Here is a 19,618-nt window from a genome sequence, read left to right on the forward strand (position 1 = left end):
CGCCCTAAGGTGAACCCAAGTCGACGGAAGGCGGCGCATGACCAAACGGATCGTGGTGTGGGGCACCGGCTTCGTCGGCAAGATGGTGATCGCCGAGATCGACCGGCACCCGCTGTTCGAACTCGTCGGCGTCGGGGTGAGCGACCCGCACAAGGTGGGCCGCGACGCGGGGGAGATCTGCGGGCTCGGCCGCCCGCTCGGCGTCACCGCCACCGACGACATCGACGCGCTCATCGCGCTGCGCCCCGACGCACTGGTGCACTTCGGGCCCACCGCCGCGCACGCCGACGCCAACATCGCGCTGATCACCCGGTTCCTGCGCGCCGGGATCGACGTGTGCTCGACGGCGATGACGCCGTGGGTGTGGCCGACCATGCACCTCAACCCGCCCGAATGGATCGTGCCGGTGACCGAGGCATGCGAGCTCGGGGAGTCGTCGTGCTTCACCACCGGTATCGACCCCGGCTTCGCCAACGACCTGTTCCCGATGACGCTCATGGGCGTGTGCGCCGAGGTCAAGCGCGTGCGCGCCGCCGAACTGCTCGACTACACCAACTACACCGGTGACTACGAGAACGAGATGGGCATCGGCAGGCCACCCGGGCACCGGGCGCTGCTCGAGACCCCCGACATCCTTGTGTTCGCTTGGGGTGCAACGGTTCCCATGATCGCGCACGCGGCGGGGATCATGCTCGACGAGATCACCACCACCTACGACAAGTGGGTGACGCCCACGGACCGCAAGAGCGCGAAGGGGGTCATCGAGGCGGGCAACGTCGCGGCCGTCCGGTTCACCATCAACGGCGTCTACCGGGGCGAGACGCGCATCCAACTCGAACACGTCAACCGCATCGGCAACGACGCGGCCCCCGACTGGCCGTCGGGCACCGAGAACGACGTCTACCGCGTCGAGATCGACGGCACCCCCAGCATCGTGCAGGAGACCGCGTTCCGGTTCACCGATGGCTCGGGACGCGACGCCGCCGCGGCGGGATGTCTGGCCACCGGGATGCGCGCGCTCAACGCCGTACCCGCCGTCAACGACCTGCGCCCGGGCTGGGTGACCGCCCTGGACTTACCGCTGATCGCCGGGGCAGGCACAATTCGCTGATGCCAGACGGGATAGGACTGTCGCTCGGAGCGACCGCGATGGCGGCCGTGGTGGTGGGCCGCGCCGCGGTGCGGCGCACACCGGTGCTCACGCTGTTCGGCCACCGTCCGCCCGAGGTCGGCCTGCCCGGCGAGAATCCCCGACTCGACGAGCCCGGCCTGGTCGTCACCGACTTCGTCGACCGGGTGGGGGATCCGGTCGCGATCCTGGCCGCCGACGGGACCAGTCATCGCGGGGAGGCGCTGACGGCCGACGCGCTGCGGGCCCTGCTCTATGCGCTGACCCGTGGCCGCGAGCCCGTCGACCCGATCGCGGTGAGCCACCCCGCCCATTGGCATGACGGCGCGGTCGAGGCGCTGCGCACCGCGCTCGCCGAGGTGCCGGAGTTCGGGCGCTCGGTCCCGGTGCTGCCCGATGCGGTGGCGACGCTGACCGCGTTGCGGGACGAGCCCGGGCTGCCGACCCGCGGCGTGATCGCGCTGTGCGACTTCGGCGGATCCGGCACCAGCATCACGCTGGCCGACGCCGCCGACGGCCTGCGGCCGATCGCCCCCACCGTGCGGCACCTCGACCTGTCCGGGGACGTGATCGACCAGGCGCTGCTCACCCACGTCGTCGCCGGCCTGTCGGCCGCGGGGACGGTGGATGTGTCGGGCACCTCGGCGATCGGCTCGCTGACCCGGCTGCGCGGTGCGTGCCGCGGCGCCAAGGAGCGGCTGTCCACCGAGACCGTGACGGCGCTGACCGCCGAGCTGCCCGGGCACAGTGGCGAGGTCCGGCTCACCCGCGCCGAACTCGACGACATCGTGCGCACACCGCTCGCGGACTTCGTGGCGGTCCTGCGCGGCAGCCTGGAGCGGGCCGGTGTCCGGCCGGGCGACCTGGCCGCGGTCGCCACCGCAGGCGGCGGTGCGCGCATCCCGATCATCACCACCACGCTGTCGGAGAACTTCCGCGTCCCGGTGGTCACCAGCCGGCGACCGGAACTCGCCGCGGCGATCGGCGCGGGACTGACCGCAGTCCGCGGACCCGACGACGACGCGCACACCGCGCTCGCCGCGGCCGCACCGCTGACGGCCGCCGCGCCCGTCGTCGACGACACCGCGCAGTCCAGCACGTTCCGCGCGCTGGCGTGGTCGGACGCCGACGACGTCCCCGACATCGCCCCCGCCGCCTACGACACCGAGCCGGCCGGCGATGCGGACGTGCGGCCGAAGTTCCTGTTCGGCCCGCCCGACGGGGCCGACGACAGGCGGCCCGCGACGGTGCCGTGGTACCGGCGCCCGCCGGTGGCGCTCGGGCTCGGGGCGGCCGCGGTGCTCGCGGCGCTGGTGGCGGCGGTGGTGCTCGTCAACCGCGACGACGACGCCCCGTCCTCCACGGAGCCGACCACCACCACGGTGACGACGACGGAAGCGCCCGCGCCGGCGGCGCCACCGCCCGTCGACACGCCCGCCCCGCAGGCGCCGGCACCCGAAACGGTCCGGCAGACCGCGCCGCCGCCCGCGACGCAAGCGCCACCGCCGCCGGCCCCCGAGGCGCCGCCGCCCCCGCCCGCGGAGCCACCGGCGACCACCCCGCCGCCGGCCACCACCCCGCCGCCGGCCACGACTCAGCCGCCGGTCACGACCACACAGCCACCGCCGCTGATCCCGACGCTGCCGTACACGACGATCCCCGGCCTGCCGTTCGTGCCCGCCCCGCCCGGCTTCGGCGGGTAGTCAGCCGCGGCGCACGCCCGTCACCGCCGAGCGGGGCAGGCGGCCGGCCCGCGAATGGCCGCTCATCCGGTCGCCGTCGACGACGACGTCGAAGTCGAGGTGCAGCCGCATCGGTCGCGTCACCGACTGACGCCACGTCACCCGCTGTCCGCCGACGGTGATGTCCTCCAGGGGTACGGTCTCGCTCGTCGAGGTGGCGCTGCCGCGCAGCGCTCCGCCGTCGTCGACGAAATCGTATGTGGCGGTGATGGATCCGATCGGCGTCTTGATCCGCACGTCCCATTGGCCGACGATCCCCATCACACCGCCTCCGGGACGCGGCCGCGGTTGCTCCACACCGTTCCGCGCCGCTCGTAGGCGAACAGAGATTCGACCGCGGCGGCGATCTGCGGCCCGTAGGTTCGCTCGAGCAGGTGCAGTGCCAGATCGAGTCCCGAGGTCACCCCCGCCCCGCTGACCACGTCTCCGTCGTCGACCACCCGGGCGGGGACCGCATGCACACCGGTCGCCTCGAGCACGGCCATACCGAGGTGGTGGGTGACCGCGTACCTGCCCTCCAGGAGACCGGCCATCGCCAGCGCGAGCGAACCGCCGCACACCGTGGCCACCGTGACCTGCGGATGGGCGAGGGCTCGCCGGATGAGCGGGATCGCCGCGGTTTCGCCGAAGCGGGCCAGCAGTACAGGAATCGTCACGTCGCCGTCGTCGGGATCGCCTTCGACCGGGCCCGCCGCGCCCGGCACGATCACGAACCCCGGTGTCTGCGGGTCCAATCGGGAGGTCGCCTGCAACACCAGTCCGCGACTGCCGCTGATCACCGGCCGCGGGCCCTCCGCGGCGACGAGCTCGACGGCCAGCTCACCCCCGACGGCGTCGCTGCCGGCGACGAGCACTTCGAACGGGGCGATGACGTCGAGCGGGTCGAACCCGTCGAACAGCACGATCTGGGCCTTCATGCCGATCAGCGTGCCGGGTGCGCGACGGCGACGGCAGTGGCCAGATCGCCATTGTGCGCCGACATCTTGCCAGCAGGACTGCTACTGTGCGGCCATGCACACCGTCGCGGTCCTGGCCGTGCCCGACACCATCGCGTTCGACCTCGCCACCGCCGTCGAGGTGTTCGGCCGCACCCGAAAGCCCGACGGCACACCGGGTTACGACGTGCGGGTGTGCGCCACCGCCCCGCAGGTCGACGCCGGACCGCTGCGTATCGCCACCGACCACGGCATCGACGCACTGGCCGGGGCGGACACGATCGTGGTGCCCGGTGTCAACGACATCGACACGCCCGCACCGGCGGCCGTGGTCGAGGCGTTGCGCACCGCCTACGCGGCGGGCGCCCGGATCGCCTCGATCTGCACCGGCGCCTTCACCGTGGCCGCCGCCGGACTGCTCGACGGCAGGCGGGCCACCACGCACTGGCTGGCCGCCGACGCATTCCGCGCCGCGTACCCTGCCGTGCGCCTCGATCCCGACGTCCTCTACGTCGACGAGGGTCAGGTGCTCACCTCCGCCGGTGCGTCGGCCGGCCTGGATCTGTGCCTGCACATGGTGGCCCGCGACCACGGCGCCGCCGTCGCCGCCGACTCCGCCCGCATGGCGGTCGCGCCGTTGCACCGCAGTGGCGGTCAGGCGCAGTTCATCCTGCGCAACCGGGCGGCCGCCGGACCGCTGGCCGAACGCACGGAACTCGACGCCGTGCTGGCCTGGCTCGAACAGCACGCCCACCGAGACCTCACGCTCGCCGACATCGCGCAGTACGCGTCGATGAGCGTGCGCACGCTGAACCGGCGCTTCCAGGCGGAGACCGGCCAGACCCCGATGCAGTGGGTGACCGGGGTGCGCGTCCGGCACGCCCAGCAGCTGTTGGAGACCACCAACTACGGTGTCGAACGCGTCGGCCGCGAGGTGGGGTTCACCTCGCCCGCGAACTTCCGCGAACAGTTCCGACGGCTGACCGGCGTAGCACCGTTGAGCTACCGCAACACTTTTCGCGAACGCCTCGCCGGCTGATCACCGGATCTTCGGCCGCTTGTGCAGCACCAGATGGGCCAGCGGGATCTGCGTGCCCTCTGGAGCGGCGGCCATCCGCGCGGCGATGCCCGCCTCGAGCCCGTCGGCGAACTGCCGGGCGCGCGGATCACCGGGCGCGACCTCGAGCGCCCCGACCATCGTGGCGAACACCGACGCCCGCGCGAACTGCGCCCAGTTGCGGCCGAAAGCCCTGGCGTCCTTGTCCGCCCGATACTGGCCGAAGAACCGGTCCTCACCGTCGAACACGTCGAGGTGCTCGATCTCCAGGCGTTCGAACCGACCCGAGGGGGCGAACGGCGCCATGAACTCCGCGGCGCGCCGGCCCACGGTGGGGATCGTCATGCGCCGCAGTTCGTCCTCGCGCACCAGCCCCGCCCCGGCGAGTTCGGCCAGCGCATCGGTCATCGCGGCCAGCAGCGGCCGGTACCCGTACTCACCGTCCTCGCCGATGCCCATGGTCATCACCACCAGCCGCCCGCCCGGGCACAGTTCGCGACCCCGGAACGCGATGAACTCGTGCCAGTCGTGGGCCGCCTGGCGGGCGTAGGCGGCGCGCACGGACGCGTCGGTGGTGTGGGCCACCAGGAGATGGTCGGGCACCGGGGTCGGGACCCGGCTCAGCCACTGCACCGCATAGGAACTCCAACCGAGCGTGATGCTGTTGGACGGCAGGATCTGCGAGTAGAACGACCGCCCGACCGCGGACGCGAACGCCGCGGCGTCCTTGCGCAGATACGAATCGGGGTCCTCGGTCAGCGTGCGGAACATCGCGGTGAAGTCGTTCTCGGGCACGTCGGTGTGGGCCACCAGCACCGAATGCTCACGCGTCGTGCGGGTGCGCAGCACTTTGAGCGCCGCGCAGATCGGCAGCAGCGAGTTGTGCCCGGTCGCCGCACCGTAGTCGGCGATCGCGATCGGCTGCGGGGCGTGCGGCAGCGGCACCACCCTGGCGGCCTGCTCGAACAGCGCGATCGCCGGCCGCAGCCCCGCGGCCTGCAGCCGTGACGCCTCCGTGTAGTAGCCGCTGTCCTTCGGCTGCGGGCGAACCACCACACTGGACTCGGGCACGGGCGGATTTCCTTCGAACGCAGACGACGCTATTCACCGAGTGTGCGCCCCTCGCGAGATTTCCGCTCGGAAGTCGCAGGAGGCGCACGTTCGGCGGAGTCGGTCAGTGCCCCCGGGCGACCCAGTCGTCGTAGTGGACGATCTCGTCGCCGATGGTGGTGGTGTCACCGTGTCCGGTGTAGACGGCGGTTTCACCGGGCAGCACCCCGAGGCGCCCGGAGATGGATTCCAGGATGGTGGGGAAGTCGGAGTAGGAGCGGCCGGTGGCGCCGGGTCCGCCCTGGAACAGGGTGTCCCCGGAGAACACCGCGTTCAGCTCGGGGGCGTACCAGCAGACCGAGCCGGGGGAGTGCCCCGGGGTGTGCAGGGCGCGCAGTTCGATGCCGCCGGCGCGCAGGGTGGCCCCGTCCTCGACGGTGCGGAACGGCTTGCCCGGGTGCGTCATCTGCCACAGCATGTCGTCGGCGGGGTGCAGCAGCACCGGCGCGTCGAGGGCCTGGCCGAGTTCGGGCGCCACGGTGATGTGGTCGTTGTGGCCGTGGGTGCAGACCACCGCGACGACATTGCGGCCGCCGACGGCCATCACGATCGGGGCGGCGTCGTGCGCGGCGTCGAACACCACCACATCGGTGTCGTCGCCGACGATCCAGATGTTGTTGTCGACCTCCCAGGACCCCCCGTCGAGTTCGAAGACCCCGGAGGTGACGACCCGCTCGATATTGCTCATCAGTGCTCTCCGTTCTTCGCGCGAGCGCTCATCAGTGCTCTCCGTTCTTCGCGCGAGCGCTCATCACAACACCACCACGGAGCGCAGCACCTCACCGGCATGCATCTTGTGGAAGGCGTCCTCGATGCCGTCGAGCCCGATGCGTTCGGAGACGAACTTCTCCAGCGGCAACCGGCCCTGGCGGTACAGGGAGATCAGGGTGGGGAAGTCGCGTTCGGGCAGGCAATCGCCGTACCAACTGGATTTCAGGGCGCCGCCGCGGGAGAAGAAGTCCACCAGCGGCATCTCCAGCGTCATGTCCGGGGTGGGAACCCCGACGAGCACGACGGTGCCGGCCAGGTCGCGGGCGTAGAAGGCCTGCTTCCAGGTTTCGGGGCGTCCGACCGCGTCGATGACCACGTCGGTGCCGAACCCGTCGGTGAGGTCCTGGATGGTGGCGACGACGTCGAGATCGCGGGCGTTGATGGTGTGGGTGGCGCCGAAGTCGCGGGCCCACTCCAGTTTCCGGTTGTCGGTGTCGACGGCGATGATCTTCTTCGCCCCGACCAGGGCGGCGCCGGCGATCGCGGCGTCGCCGACCCCGCCGCAGCCGATGACCGCGACGGTGTCGTCGCGAGTGATCGCCCCGGTGTTGATCGCGGCGCCGATGCCGGCCATCACCCCGCAGCCCAGCAGGCCGGCCACCGCCGGGTCGGCCTCGGGGTCGACCTTCGTGCACTGGCCCTCGTGGACGAGGGTCTTGTCCGCGAACGCCCCGATCCCCAGCGCGGGGGTGAGTTCGGTGCCGTCGGTCAGCGTCATCTTCTGGGCGGCGTTGTGGGTGTCGAAACACAGATGCGGGCGGCCGCGTTTGCAGGCCCGGCACTGCCCGCACACCGCCCGCCAGTTCAGGACGACGAAATCGCCGGGGGCCACGTTGGTGACCCCCTCGCCGACGGATTCGACGGTGCCGGCGGCCTCATGGCCGAGCAGAAACGGGTACTCGTCGTTGATGCCGCCCTCGCGGTAGGTCAGATCGGTATGACACACCCCGCACGCGATCACGTCGACGACCACCTCGCCGGGACCCGGATCGGGGATCACGATGTCGACCACTTCCACCGGCTGCTTCTTCGAGCGGGAGATCACGCCGCGCACTGTCTGACTCATGCCTACAACCTAATGCCTCGAGTCCGTCGACGAATCCCGCCGGCCTGGCGAAACCCCTGATCGAACCGGCCGGCTCGCTCTACCGTTGAACGGAGCGAGATGAACACGATCACGGATGCCCAGACCGGGCTGCTGGCCTCGGCGCGCGCGGCCCACGCGCGTCGCGACTGGCACGGCGCCTACGCGGATTTCGTACGGGCCAACACGATCGCGGCGCTGCACACCGACGATCTCGACGCCCTCTCGGTGGCCGCGTGGCGCATCGGCGAGGCGAAGGAAGCGGTGCGCATCGCCGAGCGGGTCTTCGCCCAGCTGGTGCGCAGCGATCCGAACGCCGCGGCGCGCAAGGCCGTCGAGCTGGCGCTGGCGTGGCTCACCCGCGGTGACCTCAACATCGCGGCCGGCTGGATGAACCGCGCGAGGCGACTGCTCGACGGTGTTCCGGAGAACTCGACCCACGGTTATCTCACCTACCTGGACGCGGTGGTCGCCGTACTGAGCGACGACTTCGACACGCTGGGCCGGCTCGTCGGGGAGCTGCGGGCGATGAGCGGCCGCCTCGACGTGCCCGCGCTGACCGCGCTGGCGATGGTCGCCGAGGCGATCGAGGCGGTGTACGCCGGCCGGATGGCGTACGCGGGCGGACTGCTCGACGAGGTGATGCTGCCGCTGCTGGCCGACGACGTGCCGATCGACTGGGCCGGTGACATCTACTGCATCGTGCTGCACGTCTGCCACAAGGTGGCCGACCTGCCGCGCATGCGGGCGTGGGTGCACTCCATGGAACGGTGGTGCGCCACGGCCGGTTCGGACACCTACGGCGGGGTGTGCGATGTGCACCGGCTGCAGGTGCGTGCCGCGACCGACGATTACGCGACGCTCGAGAACGAGTTGGCCGTCGCCAGCCAGATGCTCGAGAGTGTCAACTCCTGGGCCGCCGGCGAAGGCTTCTATCAACTCGGGGAGGTGCGCCGGCTGCGCGGCGACGCCGACGGCGCACTGACCGCCTACGCGAGGGCCCGCGCCTCGGGTGTCGACCCGCAGCCCGGGGAGGCGCTGCTGCGCTGCAGCCGGGGGGAGAGCCAGGCGGCGTGGACCGCGCTGCACGTCGCGCTGACCGGCGCCGGTCGGCTCGACCGGATGCGGCTGCTGCGGGCTGCGGTCGAGATCGCTTTGGCCCGTGGTCAATTCGACGACGCCGAGCGCTACTGCCGGGAACTCGAGGAGGGCGCGGCACGGTTCGGCACCGCCGGCTTCCGCGGGTGGGCGGCCCATGCCCGCGGCGCGGTCGATGTCCGGCAGGGCCGGTACGCCGAGGCGCTCGAGCGCCTCGCCGCCGCGCTGCGCGAGTACCGCACCCAGCAGTCCCGCTATGAGGCCGCCGAAGTGTACGAGTGGATGGCACTGGCCCACCGCGCGTCGGGGGACGAGGCCGCCGCGGCCGCAGATTCCGCGACGGCCGAGAGCATCTACGCGCAGCTGGGTGTCGAGTCCACGGCGATGTGCGGCAACCCCTCACCGGGCGGGCTCACCAAGCGCGAGCTCGACATCCTGCGCCGCATCGCCGCCGACGGTGCGAGCAACCGCCAACTGGCACAACAGATGTTCATCAGCGAGAAGACCGTCGGCCGCCATCTGGCCAACATCTACCTCAAGCTTCAGGTGTCCTCGCGCGCCGCGGCGGTGGCCTGGGCGCATCAGCACAACATCGTGTAGACGCCTCCGGGGCGAAATACATCGTTTTCCCGATCCGGCGCTCCCGCCCGGCGCCTAGCGTTCCAGCCATGACCACCGTTGACGACACCACCTCGGCCGAGCAGTTCGCAGAACGCATCGTCGGCGCGCTCGACAGCGCGAGCCTGACGATCCTGCTGTCCATCGGACACCAGACCGGTCTGTTCGACACCATGGCTGAACTTCCGCCCGCCACCAGCGTCCAGATCGCCGACGCCGCAGGGCTCGACGAACGCTACGTGCGTGAGTGGCTCGGCGGGATCGCCGCCGCCCGCGTCGTGGATTACGACGCCACGGCGCAGACTTTCGCGCTGCCGCGCAGCCACGCCGCCGTCCTCACCCGCGCGGCGGGTCCGGAAAACCTCGCGCGGGTCGCCCAGTTCATCCCCCTGCTCGGTGAGGTCGAACAGAAGATCCTCGACTGCTTCCGGCACGGCGGGGGACTGCCCTACAGCGCGTATCCGCGATTCCACACCCTGATGGCCGAGGAGAGCGGCGAGGTCTTCGACGCCGCGCTCGTCGATGCGATCCTGCCGATGGCGGACGGTCTCCCGGAGCGGCTTCGCGCCGGCGTCGACGTCGCCGACATCGGTTGCGGCAGCGGGCACGCGATCAACGTGATGGCGCAGGCGTTCCCGGCCAGCCGGTTCACCGGCATCGACTTCTCCGACCAGGGACTGGGCACCGGCCGCGCCGAGGCGCAGCGCCTCGGCCTGCAGAACGCGCGGTTCGTCGCCGAGGACGTCGCCACGCTGGAGGTGACCGACGCCTACGACGTCATCACCGTGTTCGACGCGATCCACGACCAGGCGCAGCCGGCCCGGGTGCTGGCCAACATCCATCGCGCGCTGCGGCCCGGCGGGGTGTTCCTGATGGTCGACATCAAGGCCTCCAGCCGGCTCGAGGAGAACATCGGGGTGCCGATGGCGCCGTACCTCTACACCGTGTCGACCATGCACTGCATGAGCGTGTCGCTCGGCCTGGACGGCGCCGGGCTTGGCACCTGCTGGGGCCGCGAACTCGCCACCTCGATGCTGGCCGACGCCGGCTTCACCGATGTCGACGTGCGGGAGATCGAGTCGGATCCGCTGAACTTCTACTACGTCTGCCGCAAGTAACATCTGCCCGATGGGCGTGCTGGACGTGATCGCGGACTGGCCGGTCGACACCGCCGCCGCGGCGGTGGTCGGGTCCGACGGGGTGCTGGCCGAACACGGTGACCTCCGGCACCGCTTCCGGCTCGCGTCGGTGACCAAACCGCTGGCCGCGCGCGCCGCGCAGATCGCCGTCGAGGAAGGTGTGGTCGAACTCGCCACCGAGGCCGGGCCGCCCGGGTCCACCGTGCGGCACCTGCTCGCGCACACGTCGGGGCTGTCGATGAACTCCGACGAGACGATGTGCGAGCCCGGCGAACGCCGCGTCTACTCCAATTACGGGTTCGGGGTGCTCGCCGAGACGATCGAGCGGGCGGCGGGCATCGAGTTCGGCCGATATCTCGCCGAGGCGGTGTTCGAGCCACTCGGCATGGGCGACAGCACGCTGGACGGGGGTGCGCAGGCCGCCGGGTACGGCGCGTACTCGACCGTCGCCGATCTGGCGGCTTTCGCCGCCGACCTGTTGCGGCCGCAGTTGGTCTCGCAGGAGATGCACGACGAGGCGATCACCGTCCAGTTCCCGGGCGTCGACGGGGTGCTGCCGGGCTTCGGCGTGCAGCGCCCGAACGACTGGGGGCTGGGCTTCGAGATCCGCGACGACAAATCTCCGCACTGGACCGGGTCGAGCAACTCGAAGCGCACTTTCGGGCATTTCGGCCAGTCAGGGACGTTTTTGTGGGTGGATCCGGACGCCGGCCTGGCGCTCGTCGGACTCGCCGACCGCGATTTCGGCGACTGGGCGTACGAGCGCTGGCCGACGATCTCTGATGGAGTCCTGAGAGAATTCGGGGCACACTAGCGCAACACAGGCCTCACAAGGCACAATAAACACGCACGACACAGTTGTAATTCGGTTTCGCCAGGCCGCTTGGGGAAGACGTCCCTCGTGGAACCGAAGGAGCAGCTATGCGTGCGTCGAACCAGTTCGCCGACGCGACGACAGGCGTGGTGTACGTGCACGCCTCGCCCGCGGCGGTGTGCCCACATGTCGAGTGGGCGTTGTCGTCGACCCTGTCGGCGCGCGCCAACTTGAAGTGGACCCCGCAGCCCGCCATGCCCGGGCAGCTTCGTGCTGTCACGAACTGGGTGGGCCCGGTGGGGACCGGGGCGCAGCTGGCGAACGCGCTGCGGTCCTGGTCGGTGCTGCGGTTCGAGGTCACCGAGGATCCGAGCCCGGGAGTCGACGGGCACCGCTGGTGCCACACCCCGCAGCTGGGTCTGTGGAGCGGTCCGATGAGCGCCAACGGCGACATCATGGTGACCGAGATGCGGTTGCGCGCACTGATGGCCTCGGGTGCCGACGTGCTGGCCGCCGAACTCGACACCGTGCTCGGCACGGCGTGGGACGAGGCCCTGGAGCCCTACCGGGACGGTGGCGCGGGCGCCGAGGTCAGCTGGCTGTCGCGCGGAGTCGGGTAGCCGACGGGCGCGAGCGTGCGCAAACTGCCACTTGCCGGCGGCGTGTCGCGGAGCAGACACGCACGCTCGCGTTATGAGGCGGGGACCAGGATCTTCAGCGCGCGCGGCACCGCTGAGACGGTGACGGGCAGCGGGCACGCGAAGTCGCCGTCGGCGTAGGCGTTGATGCCGGGACAGTCCACCTCGATGACGCGGGCGCGGGCGGTGGTCACCTCGTCGAGGTCGACGTGCGTGCCCTTGAACACCGTGGGGAACAACCGGACCAGCCGGGTGCGCGAGGCGGAATGCACCATCGTGACGTCGAGCAGCCCGTCGCCGTGGTCGGCGTTCGGGCAGATCCGCATCCCGCCGCCGTAGGTCCGGGTGTTGCCGAAGGCGGCGAGCGTGAGCTCGGTGCGCACCTCGTCGCCGTCGTCGAAGCGCAGCCGGAAGGGCAGCAGCCGCAGCTTCGACAGCTCGGCCACCATCGCGACGTTGTAGCGCATCCGGCCGTGCGGCCAGCGCATCCGGTTGGTGCGGTCGCTGACCAGGGAATCGAACCCGGCCGCCATCACCGTGCCGAACCACTTGTGCCCGCCTGCCGCGTCGTCGATGCGGCCGAGGTCGACGGTCTCGGTGTGCCCGTCGACGACCACATCGGCCGCCGCCTCGGGATCGCCTGTGGGCAGGCGGTATTCGCGGGCGTGGTCGTTGCCGGTGCCCGCGGGCACGATGCCCAGCGGGACGTCGCCGCGGGCCAGGGACTGCAGCGCCAGCGAGATCACCCCGTCACCCCCGACGACGACCAGCGCATCGGTCCCGCCGGCCAGCGCGTCGTCGACCAGGCGACGCGCGTGCGCGGCGTCGGTGCCGACGATCGCGCAGACATCGACCCCGCGCTGCTGGAAGCGGGCGACCGCGCGCTCGGCGGCGTGCGGTGCGTTGCCGTGGCCCGACAACGGATTCGTCAGCACCGTGACGTGGCCGATCGTCACTTGCCGGGTCATGGAATCAGCTTGCCCGGGTTCAGGATTCCGGCCGGGTCGACCGCCGCCTTGACCGCGCGCAGGATCTCGGCGCCGAGGTCGCCGATCTCGTCGCGCATCCAGGGCCGGTGATCGGCGCCCACCGCATGGTGGTGGGTGATGGTGCCGCCCGCACGCACGATCGCCTGTGACGCCGCGGCTTTGGCGGTGCGCCACTGCTCGATCGGGTTGCCGCGCTGGGCGGCGACGACGGTGAAGTACAGCGACGCGCCGGTCGGATACACGTGCGAGATATGACACAGCACCAGCGCCGAGGTCCCCGACGCGGTGAGCGCATCGGTGAGCGCCTGGGTGACCGCGGCTTTGAGGGCCGGGATGTTCGACCACGTGGTCGCCGTCTCGAGTGTCTCGCACAGCGCGCCGGCGGACAGCAGCGAATCACGCAGATACGGCGCCCCGAACCGCCCGTGCTCCCACGCCTTGGCGGGTTCCTCGCCCAGCGAGGCGCCGCCGTGTGCCAGCAGCAGCGCACGGGTCTCGGCGTGCCTGCTCTCGGCGTGGGCGGCGGTGCCCTCGAACACCGTCACCGCCAGACATCCGCCGGTGATGGTCTGTTCGCCGATGGTTTCGGTGGTGGCGAGGTTGACGGCGGTCTCGGCCTCGTCGGACAGCCGGATCACCGTCGGCCCGCTGCCGGTCTGGGTCACCGCGCGCAAAGCCGTTGCGCCCGTGGCGAAGTCGGGGAACGACCAGGCCTCGTAGCGCGTGACCTCGGGGATCGGGTGCACCCGCAGCCGCACCCGGGTGATGACACCGAACACGCCCTCCGAGCCGACGAGCAGCTGACGCAGGTCCGGACCGGCCGCCGACGCCGGGGCGCGGCCGACGTCCAGGACGCCGGCGGGGGTGACGGCACGCACCCCGCGCACCATGTCGTCGAAGCGGCCGTAGCCGGCCGAATCCTGCCCCGACGACCGCGTCGCGGCGAATCCGCCGATCGTGGCGTAACAGAAGCTCTGCGGGAAATGGCCGAGGGAGAAGCCCTGTTCGCCCAGGAGGCGTTCGGCGTCCGGCCCGGTGACGCCCGCGCCGAGTTCGGCCTCGCCGGAGACCTCGTCGAGCCAGTGCAGCGCGTCGAGCCGGCGCAGATCGAGCGAAACCACGGCCGCGAAGTCGCCGCGGATCGGATCGAGCCCACCCACCACGCTGGTGCCCCCGCCGAACGGCACCACGGCGATCCCGTGCACGCCGCAATATCGCAGGATCTCGGCGATCTGGCCCTCGTCGGCCGGGATCAGCACCGCGTCCGGTGCGTCCTGCCGGGCGGGGTCCCGCCGGCGCAGCAGGTCGAGCGTGGACTTGCCGCCGGCGTGCAGGAGCCGGCCGACGTCGTCGACCAGGCAGTACCGCTCGCCGACGATGCCGGCCAACGCCGCGTGGTCGTCGCGGGAGAGCGCCGACGGGCGGACGGTCACGTCCTCGACGCCGAGCGGCGCCGTCTCCCCTCGGACTCCCCGGGTGACGCCGAGTGCCTGTTCGAGAAGTGACCGGATGCCGTCGGACAGCGGTTTGGCGGCGGCCGCGTCCCCCCAGGCATCCCACTTCATGGGGGGAAGGAGGTCGGCGGGATGGTCGGATCGGCCTGACATGCGTTACAGTATTACACATGGTGTCAATCCGTAAGGATGCTCCGCGGTCGGTGGAGGAGCGCATCCTCGACGCCGCCGCGGCGTGCGTCGTGGCGTACGGGGTCAATCGGGTGACGCTCGCCGAGATCGCCCGCCGCGCGCGAGTGAGCCGACCCACCATCTACCGCCGCTGGCGCGACACCGACGCGGTTCTCGCCGCCCTGCTGACCGCCCGCATCGCCGGCGTGCTCGATGCCGCCCCCGGGGACGGGGTCGGCCGCCGATCGCTGGTCGACCGGATCGTGCGGGTGGGGGAGAAGCTGCGCAACGACGAGATCGTGATGTCGGTGATCCACAGCGCCCCGGAACTGGCGATGGTCTACATCACCGAACGGCTCGGCACCAGCCAGCAGATCCTCATCGACGCGCTGGCAGGCGAGATCAGGAGCGCCCAGGACGACGGCAGCGTCCGCCCCGGGGAGCCCCGCCAACTCGCGGCGATGTGCCTGCTGATCACCCAGTCCACGATCCAGTCCGCGCAGATGGTGGCCCCGCTGCTCGACGCCGAGAGCCTCTCGGCCGAACTCGCGCACTCGCTGAACGGATACCTGCGCCCGTGACCGCCACCTCCGAGGCGGCCCGCCGCGCGGCGCTGAACGCGGCCCGCCGCAGGGCGGAACTGGAAGCCCTCGCCGCCGGCGCCGCCATCGACGTCGTGGTGATCGGCGGCGGCATCACCGGCACCGGTATCGCACTGGACGCCGCGAGCCGCGGCCTGTCGGTGGTGCTGGTCGAGAAACACGATCTCGCGTTCGGCACCAGCCGCTGGAGCTCCAAACTCGTCCACGGCGGGTTGCGCTACCTTGCCAGCGGCAACGTCGGGATCGCCAGGCGCAGCGCGATCGAACGCGGAATCCTGATGACCCGCAACGCTCCTCACCTCGTATCCGCGATGCCACAGCTGGTGCCCCTGCTGCCCGAGATGGGCTCCTCGGCGCGGGCGCTGGTCCGCGCCGGCTTCCTCGCCGGCGACGGGCTGCGCCGGTTGGCGGGTACGCCCGCCTCGACGCTGCCCCGCTCACGCCGGGTCACCGCGCAGCGCGCCGCCCACCTCGTCCCCGCCGTCCGCCGCGACGGGCTCGACGGCGCGTTCCTCGCCTACGACGGTCAGCTGATCGACGACGCCCGGCTGGTGACCGCGGTCGCCCGCACCGCCGCCCAGCACGGCGCACGCATCCTCACCCGGGTCGGCGCCTCACACGCCACGGCCACCTCGGTCCGGCTCACCGACCGGTGCAGTGGCGACTCCTTCGACGTCACGGCCCGCGCGGTGGTCAACGCCGCGGGCGTGTGGGCCGCCGACGTCGACGACACGCTGCGCCTGCGGCCCTCGCGCGGCACACACCTGGTGTTCGACGCCGCCGCCTTCGGCCACCCAGCCGCCGCGCTGACCATCCCGATTCCCGGTGCGCTCAACCGCTTCGTCTTCGCGATGCCCGAACAACTCGGCCGGGTCTACCTGGGACTGACCGACGAGGCGGCGCCCGGGCCGATACCCGATGTGCCCCAACCGAGTCCGCAGGAGGTCGCCTTCCTGCTCGACACCGTCAACACCGCGCTCGAGACGGCGCTGACCGAGGCCGACGTGCTGGGCGCCTACGCCGGGCTGCGCCCGTTGATCGACACCGGCGGGGGCAGCACAGCCGACCTCTCGCGCGACCACGCCGTCACCGAATCGCCGTCGGGCGTGATCAGTGTGATCGGCGGCAAACTCACCGAGTACCGGTTCATGGCGCAGGACGTCCTCGACCGGGCGATCGCGCTGCGCGGCCTGTCCGCCGGACCCTGCCGCACCCGCAACCTGCCGTTGGTGGGGGCGCCGGCCAACCCGGTGTCGACGCTGCGCGCGCAGGCCGAACTGCCCGGCTCACTGGTCGCCCGCTACGGCGCCGAGGCGCCCCACGTGCTCGCCCAGGCTCGCTGCGAGCGGCCGACCGCGCCGGTGGCCGAGGGGATCGACGTCACCCGCGCCGAATTCGAGTACGCGGTCTCCCACGAGGGCGCGATGACCGTGGGGGACATCCTCGACCGCCGCACCCGCATCGGGCTCGTCGCCGCCGATCGCGAGCGGGCGCTGCCCGCGGCCGAGGAGTTCGTCGCCCCACTCGACTGAGTGACTCAGCTCACATCTGGGTACTCGTCGCTGATGACAGCAGCACCCACCCTCAAGAAGGCGCTGAATCAGCGCCAACTGCGGATGATCGCGATCGGCGGGGTCATCGGCGCCGGACTCTTCGTGGGGTCCGGAGTGGTGATCGCCGATACCGGTCCCGGCTCCTTCATCACCTACGCGATGAGCGGTGTGCTCATCATCATGGTGATGCGGATGCTCGCCGAGATGGCGGTGGCCAATCCGTCCACCGGTTCGTTCGCCGACTACTCGCGCAACGCGCTGGGCAACTGGGCGGGGTTCTCCGTCGGCTGGCTCTACTGGTACTTCTGGGTCATCGTGGTCGGATTCGAGGCGATCGCCGGCGCCAAGATCATCCAGTACTGGGTCGACGTCCCGCTGTGGGCGTCCGCGCTGGTCTTCATGATCCTGATGACGGCGACCAACCTGTTCTCCGTGAAGTCCTATGGCGAATTCGAGTTCTGGTTCGCCGGCATCAAGGTCGCCGCCATCCTGGCGTTCATCGCGCTCGGCGCGCTCTTCGTGCTGGGGTTGTGGCCGGGCAAGGACGCCGACTTCTCGAACCTCACCGACCACGGCGGCTTCATGCCGATGGGCTTCAGCGTGATCACCGTGGGGATCGTGACGGTGATCTTCTCGATGGTGGGCGCCGAGATCGCGACGATCGCCGCCGCGGAGTCCGCCGATCCCGAACGGGCGGTCGCCAAGGCCGCGAACTCGGTGATCGTGCGCATCCTGCTGTTCTACGTGGGGTCGGCGCTGCTGCTGGTCACGATCCTTCCGTGGAACGACGAGGGCATCGCCGCATCGCCGTTCGTCGCGGCGTTCACCGAGATGGGCATCCCCTACGCCGACCACGTGATGAACGCCGTGGTGCTCACGGCCGTGCTGAGCTGTCTGAATTCCGGCATGTACACCGCGTCGCGGATGCTCTTCGTCCTCGCAGCGCGGCGGGAGGCGCCACCGCAACTGGTGCGGGTGACCCGCAGGGGAGTGCCGGCCATCGCCATCCTCGCGTCGTCGGTGGTCGGTTTCCTGTGCGTGATCGCCGCGGCGGTCTCGCCGGACACGATCTTCGCGTTCCTGCTCAACTCCAGCGGCGCGATCATCCTGTTCGTCTACCTGCTGATCGCGGTCTCGGAGATCGTATTGCGCCGCCGCACACCGGATTCCCGGCTGAAGGTGAAGATGTGGCTGTTCCCGGTGCTGTCGGTGCTGACCGCCCTGGGCATCGTGGCGATCCTGGTGCAGATGTTCATCGACGACGCGCTGCGCTCGCAGCTGGTGCTGAGCCTGTTGTCGTGGGCGGTGGTGCTGCTGCTCTACTTCGCGAACAAGATGTTCCTCAAGCGGCGGCCGACCGCCCCGGACGTCTCCGGCACGGGGAAGCCGCACCGCGTGGTGGTGCTGGCCAACCAGACCGTGGACTCCGCCGAGCTGCTCGAGGAACTGCACCGCATCGGCGTGGACCGCGAGACCACCTTCTACGTCGTGGTGCCGGTCAGCCCGATCGAGACCGGGACGGCGGCCACCCACGGTCCCCTCGACGTCGAGGAGGCCACCCAGCGAGCCGCGTCGGAACGCCTCGAACACACGCTGGAAACGTTGCGCGGCCACGATTTCAGCGCTGAGGGAAGACTCGGGGACTACCGGCCGCTGCGGGCGCTGTCCGAGGCCGTCGAGGAGTTCGAGCCCGACCAGATCGTGGTCTCGACACTGCCGCCCGAACAGTCGGTGTGGCAACGCTTCGACGTCGTCGACCGCGCCCGCGCACAACACAAGGTGCCCGTGACCCACGTGGTCGCCACCACGGTCGAAGCCGCCCCCACACCATGACGATCGTCGCCGGGTTCAGCGCCAGCCGCCAGGGCAGTGCACCGCTGCACCTGGCCGCCGAACTCGCCCGGTGCACGTTCGACCGGATCATCGCCGCGGCGATCGTGGAGCGGCCGTGGCCGCCTCGCGACGACCCGGTCGAGAAGGAGTACCTGCACTACCTCACCCTGCAGGTGCGCACGTCGCTCGAGCGGGTGGTCGGGGAGATGTCCGGCGACGTGGAGACCTCGGTGGTCGTCCACAAGTCGGCATCGGTCCCGGAGGGCCTGACCGAACTGGCGACCCACCACCGCGCCGAAGCGGTCGTCGTGGGTTCCTCCTCCTCGGGTCTGCTCGGCCGTGTCGCCCTGGGCAGCGTCACCGACCGCCTCGTGCACACCGCGGCGGTCCCGGTGGCGATCGCCCCGCGCGGTTATCCGACGAGCCGCGAGCCGATCCGCCGCCTGACCGTCGCCTACGGCGGACACGCCGACGCCGTCCGATTGATCGAGACCGCGGTCGAGCTCGCCGTGCGGTGGTCGGTGCGGCTGCGCATCGCGTCGTTCTCGGTGCGCCCGGTCGCGGTGTTCGGCGGGTCCTTCGAACCGTCCGCCGAGTCCCTGGTCGTCGAACAGTGGTCGAAGCGCACCGAAGAAGAGGTGACCAGACAGCTCGACGACATCCGCGCCCGCATCGCCACCCCGGACGTCGACGTCGTCGTCGGCGTATCCCACGACTGGCGCGAAGCGGTCGAGAACGTGGCCTGGGAGCCCGGCGATCTGCTGCTGCTGGGATCGGGTGCGGCGGGGCCGAGCGCTCAGGTGTTCCTCGGCTCGGCTGCGGCAAAGATCCTGCGGCACAGCCCCGTTCCGGTGATGATCGTCCCGAAGCGCTGACTCTGG

Annotated in this window: 18 protein-coding genes; 11 read left to right on the forward strand and 7 right to left on the reverse strand. The window is 71.0% G+C overall.

The genetic code is table 11. The features are described 5' to 3' along the window. Positions 1-37 precede the first annotated feature (37 nt). Both G6N30_RS04425 and G6N30_RS04430 read left to right on the forward strand, forming a co-directional pair. On the forward strand, positions 38-1,111 hold the full coding sequence (locus tag G6N30_RS04425) for an NAD(P)H-dependent amine dehydrogenase family protein (RefSeq protein WP_134060706.1): 1,074 nt from the start codon (positions 38-40) through the stop codon (positions 1,109-1,111). Then, positions 1,111-2,832 (forward strand): Hsp70 family protein, encoded by a 1,722-nt coding sequence (locus G6N30_RS04430; RefSeq protein WP_134060705.1) that lies wholly within the window; start codon positions 1,111-1,113, stop codon positions 2,830-2,832. Before G6N30_RS04425 ends, G6N30_RS04430 begins: the two co-directional genes overlap by 1 nt. Here G6N30_RS04430 and G6N30_RS04435 read toward each other — a convergent pair whose 3' ends face one another. Together G6N30_RS04435 and G6N30_RS04440 are read right to left on the reverse strand one after the other, a co-directional pair. Next, the gene (locus G6N30_RS04435) at positions 2,833-3,132 is read right to left on the reverse strand and encodes a hypothetical protein (RefSeq protein WP_179965549.1); all 300 of its coding nucleotides are present in this window, start codon (positions 3,130-3,132) and stop codon (positions 2,833-2,835) included. After that, positions 3,132-3,788 (reverse strand): DJ-1/PfpI family protein, encoded by a 657-nt coding sequence (locus G6N30_RS04440; RefSeq protein WP_134060703.1) that lies wholly within the window; start codon positions 3,786-3,788, stop codon positions 3,132-3,134. The genes G6N30_RS04435 and G6N30_RS04440 overlap by 1 nt, the downstream gene beginning before the upstream one ends. Before the next feature lie 94 nt (positions 3,789-3,882). Here G6N30_RS04440 and G6N30_RS04445 point away from each other — a divergent pair, with 94 nt between their 5' ends. Then, positions 3,883-4,845 (forward strand): GlxA family transcriptional regulator, encoded by a 963-nt coding sequence (locus tag G6N30_RS04445; RefSeq protein ID WP_134060702.1) that lies wholly within the window; start codon positions 3,883-3,885, stop codon positions 4,843-4,845. Here G6N30_RS04445 and G6N30_RS04450 read toward each other — a convergent pair whose 3' ends face one another. The 3 genes from G6N30_RS04450 to G6N30_RS04460 form a co-directional block, all read right to left on the reverse strand. Beyond that, positions 4,846-5,934 carry a class I SAM-dependent methyltransferase gene (locus G6N30_RS04450; protein WP_134060701.1) on the reverse strand — a complete coding sequence of 363 codons (1,089 nt, stop codon included), beginning with the start codon at positions 5,932-5,934 and terminating at the stop codon, positions 4,846-4,848. A 103-nt stretch (positions 5,935-6,037) separates the two neighbouring features. Next, positions 6,038-6,661 carry an MBL fold metallo-hydrolase gene (locus G6N30_RS04455; RefSeq protein ID WP_134060700.1) on the reverse strand — a complete coding sequence of 208 codons (624 nt, stop codon included), beginning with the start codon at positions 6,659-6,661 and terminating at the stop codon, positions 6,038-6,040. A gap of 63 nt (positions 6,662-6,724) precedes the next feature. Then, positions 6,725-7,810, reverse strand: coding sequence for an S-(hydroxymethyl)mycothiol dehydrogenase (locus G6N30_RS04460; protein ID WP_134060699.1), 1,086 nt, complete (start codon positions 7,808-7,810; stop codon positions 6,725-6,727). A 99-nt stretch (positions 7,811-7,909) separates the two neighbouring features. On the opposite strand from G6N30_RS04460, the gene G6N30_RS04465 reads away from it, so the two are divergent. The 4 genes from G6N30_RS04465 (at position 7,910) to G6N30_RS04480 (ending at position 12,117) form a co-directional block, all read left to right on the forward strand. Beyond that, positions 7,910-9,526: a LuxR C-terminal-related transcriptional regulator gene (locus G6N30_RS04465; protein WP_134060698.1), complete on the forward strand. Its 1,617-nt coding sequence runs from the start codon at positions 7,910-7,912 to the stop codon at positions 9,524-9,526. 68 nt (positions 9,527-9,594) lie between these two features. Further along, entirely contained in the window at positions 9,595-10,662 is a 1,068-nt protein-coding gene (locus G6N30_RS04470; protein WP_134060697.1) for a class I SAM-dependent methyltransferase, read from the forward strand. Positions 10,663-10,672: 10 nt separating this feature from the next. After that, positions 10,673-11,497 carry a serine hydrolase domain-containing protein gene (locus G6N30_RS04475; RefSeq protein WP_163687400.1) on the forward strand — a complete coding sequence of 275 codons (825 nt, stop codon included), beginning with the start codon at positions 10,673-10,675 and terminating at the stop codon, positions 11,495-11,497. Between the two features lie 107 nt (positions 11,498-11,604). Beyond that, complete coding sequence (locus tag G6N30_RS04480; protein ID WP_134060696.1) at positions 11,605-12,117, forward strand: DUF3145 domain-containing protein; 513 nt, start codon at positions 11,605-11,607, stop codon at positions 12,115-12,117. 71 nt (positions 12,118-12,188) lie between these two features. Here G6N30_RS04480 and G6N30_RS04485 read toward each other — a convergent pair whose 3' ends face one another. Further along, a complete protein-coding gene (locus G6N30_RS04485; RefSeq protein WP_134060695.1) occupies positions 12,189-13,103 on the reverse strand; it encodes a diacylglycerol kinase in 915 nt (304 codons plus the stop codon). Next, complete coding sequence (locus G6N30_RS04490; RefSeq protein WP_134060737.1) at positions 13,100-14,689, reverse strand: FAD-binding oxidoreductase; 1,590 nt, start codon at positions 14,687-14,689, stop codon at positions 13,100-13,102. Before G6N30_RS04490 ends, G6N30_RS04485 begins: the two co-directional genes overlap by 4 nt. A gap of 59 nt (positions 14,690-14,748) precedes the next feature. Between G6N30_RS04490 and G6N30_RS04495 the strand changes: the two genes are divergently transcribed. The 4 genes from G6N30_RS04495 to G6N30_RS04510 are packed head-to-tail and all read left to right on the forward strand — an operon-like array spanning position 14,749 to position 19,612. Further along, entirely contained in the window at positions 14,749-15,330 is a 582-nt protein-coding gene (locus G6N30_RS04495; RefSeq protein ID WP_134060694.1) for a TetR/AcrR family transcriptional regulator, read from the forward strand. Beyond that, on the forward strand, positions 15,327-16,883 hold the full coding sequence (locus G6N30_RS04500; protein WP_134060693.1) for a glycerol-3-phosphate dehydrogenase/oxidase: 1,557 nt from the start codon (positions 15,327-15,329) through the stop codon (positions 16,881-16,883). The genes G6N30_RS04495 and G6N30_RS04500 overlap by 4 nt, the downstream gene beginning before the upstream one ends. A 33-nt stretch (positions 16,884-16,916) precedes the next feature. After that, the gene (locus G6N30_RS04505; protein ID WP_134060692.1) at positions 16,917-18,737 is read left to right on the forward strand and encodes an amino acid permease; all 1,821 of its coding nucleotides are present in this window, start codon (positions 16,917-16,919) and stop codon (positions 18,735-18,737) included. After that, on the forward strand, positions 18,734-19,612 hold the full coding sequence (locus tag G6N30_RS04510; protein WP_134060691.1) for a universal stress protein: 879 nt from the start codon (positions 18,734-18,736) through the stop codon (positions 19,610-19,612). Before G6N30_RS04505 ends, G6N30_RS04510 begins: the two co-directional genes overlap by 4 nt. Positions 19,613-19,618 lie beyond the last annotated feature (6 nt).

This window comes from Mycolicibacterium litorale (genome assembly GCF_010731695.1).
Taxonomy (GTDB): domain Bacteria; phylum Actinomycetota; class Actinomycetes; order Mycobacteriales; family Mycobacteriaceae; genus Mycobacterium; species Mycobacterium litorale.